Annotated in this window: 3 protein-coding genes; 1 reads left to right on the forward strand and 2 read right to left on the reverse strand. The window is 28.5% G+C overall.

Annotated features, from left to right (window positions below):
* A partial coding sequence (locus Q0352_RS02440) for a glutamine synthetase III (RefSeq protein WP_299523059.1) occupies positions 1 to 326 on the reverse strand: 326 nt, incomplete at its 3' end.
* Between the two features lie 180 nt (positions 327 to 506).
* Complete coding sequence (locus Q0352_RS02445) at positions 507 to 1,445, reverse strand: calcium/sodium antiporter (protein WP_299523062.1); 939 nt, start codon at positions 1,443 to 1,445, stop codon at positions 507 to 509.
* A 147-nt stretch (positions 1,446 to 1,592) separates the two neighbouring features.
* Here Q0352_RS02445 and Q0352_RS02450 point away from each other — a divergent pair, with 147 nt between their 5' ends.
* Positions 1,593 to 1,955 carry a BlaI/MecI/CopY family transcriptional regulator gene (locus Q0352_RS02450; RefSeq protein WP_299523065.1) on the forward strand — a complete coding sequence of 121 codons (363 nt, stop codon included), beginning with the start codon at positions 1,593 to 1,595 and terminating at the stop codon, positions 1,953 to 1,955.
* Positions 1,956 to 2,061: the final 106 nt, after the last annotated feature.

The following is a 2,061-nucleotide window of genomic DNA, read 5'->3' on the forward strand; positions in this document are numbered from 1 at the left end:
CCAATAGTTTCAAAAAAAGCATCATGCTTTTCAGCAGTTGCACCAGTTAATGGCTGAAACCAATGTGTATAATGAGTTACTCCTTTAGATAAAGCCCACTCTTTCATAGATGATGAAACTTGATCTGCAATTTTACGATCAATTTTAGTACCATGATCAATTGCGCTCATTACACCTTTATAAGCATCTTTCGTAAGATATTGGCGCATAGAATTTTCATTAAATACATTTTTACCAAACAATTCTGATCTTTTGGTATCCTCAATTACCTCAACGGGTTTTCTATTTAATGCTTCGGTTAAAGCTTGAAATCTGATTTTAGACATTTTTACTCAATTTATAATTAATACACTATTTTTATTAGGGGCAAATGTAATTCATTTTTATTTTAAAAAAAAATTACCCCCTAAATAATAGGGGTTGAAATTAAATAATTATATTATATCACAACTTTACTCCATATTTTTAAATAATGTAAAAATTTTATACTAATATTTGATAGAATTTTAATTAATTAGCATCCTATAAATGAAAGTCACATACAAAAAAAGTAATACAATGCCTTCTTTCCAACTTAATTTCATTTTAATAGGCACAAAAATTAGTGGCAATACTAAAATTGAAATTCCTAACATCCAAAAAATATCATTCGTCAATAATCCTTGATCTACCACTTTTATAGGGGTAATTATAGAAGTTATTCCTAAGACTGCCAAAATATTAAATACATTTGAACCAACTAAGTTTCCTAAGGAAATAGCCTTTTCTTTTTTCAAAATAGCAATTACTGAAGCTGCTAACTCGGGAATGCTAGTTCCTACTGAAACAATTGTAATTCCAATAATTCTCTCACTTACATCAAATTTAGTTGCAATTCCAATTGCACCATCAATTAATAATTCAGAACCTCCCCAAAGTGCTAAACCTCCAATTGCTAATAATAAAATACCTTTATTTAAAGGCAACGCTTCATCATCTTCAGGAGATTCATCAACAACGGCTGGCTTTTGAAATTTCAATAAAAAAATTAGAAAGATTATTAAAAATGAAACTAAAATAATTCCTTCATAGCGTTGTAAAACACCATCAAAAGCAATAAAAGCATATAATAAAACTGTGGAAATTATCATCACCGGCCAATCGGTTTTATAAAAACCTTTTTCAATACTAATTGTGGAAATTAAAATTGTGATGGCTAAAACCAATCCTAAATTGGCAATATTAGAACCCATAACATTTCCTAAAGCTAAATCAGCATGACCATCTAAAGCAGATTTTACACTTACAATTAATTCAGGTATTGAAGTTGCAAAAGAAACAACGGTCATCCCAATTACTATTTTAGGAATTTTTAAAACTACTGAAAATCCAACAGCAGCTTTTAACAACCAATTTCCTCCAATAATTAACAGAAGTAATCCTAATACAATAAATAGCACATTCATAAAACATCTCTTTTTGCAAATATAGAAGAATTAACGCCCAATAAATATTTCTTTAAAATGATAAGAAACTTAATATTTTGTTAAATAACTATTTTTATAGTTGATTAACTAAAATAGTAGTTTATATTTGATTCAAACTTTTAATAGATGGAAAAACTAACGACAAAGGAAGAAGAAATAATGCACGTTTTATGGATGCTTAAAAAAGCTTTCGTAAAAGATGTAGTGGCTAAATTACCCAAACCAAAGCCACACTACAACACCGTTTCAACTGTGATTAGAAAAATGGAAGAAAAGGGTTTTGTTAAACACGAAGCTTTTGGAAATACGCATCAATATTTTCCAGCAATATCCATGGAAGACTACAGAGATACTTATTTTTCGAATGCCATTCACAGCTATTTTGAAAATTCCTATAAAAACGTGGTTTCATTTTTCGCAGATGAAGAAAAAATTAGCGTTAAGGAATTACAGGAAATCATAAAAATTATAGAGAATAAAAACAAATAACTTGTATGGAATATTTACTAAAAGCAAGTGGTATTATAATGATCTTATTCCTATTTTACCACATTTTCTTAAAAAACGAAACTTTTTTCAAGTCAATTCGTGGTTA

The organism is uncultured Lutibacter sp., assembly GCF_937891065.1.
Lineage (GTDB): Bacteria > Bacteroidota > Bacteroidia > Flavobacteriales > Flavobacteriaceae > Lutibacter.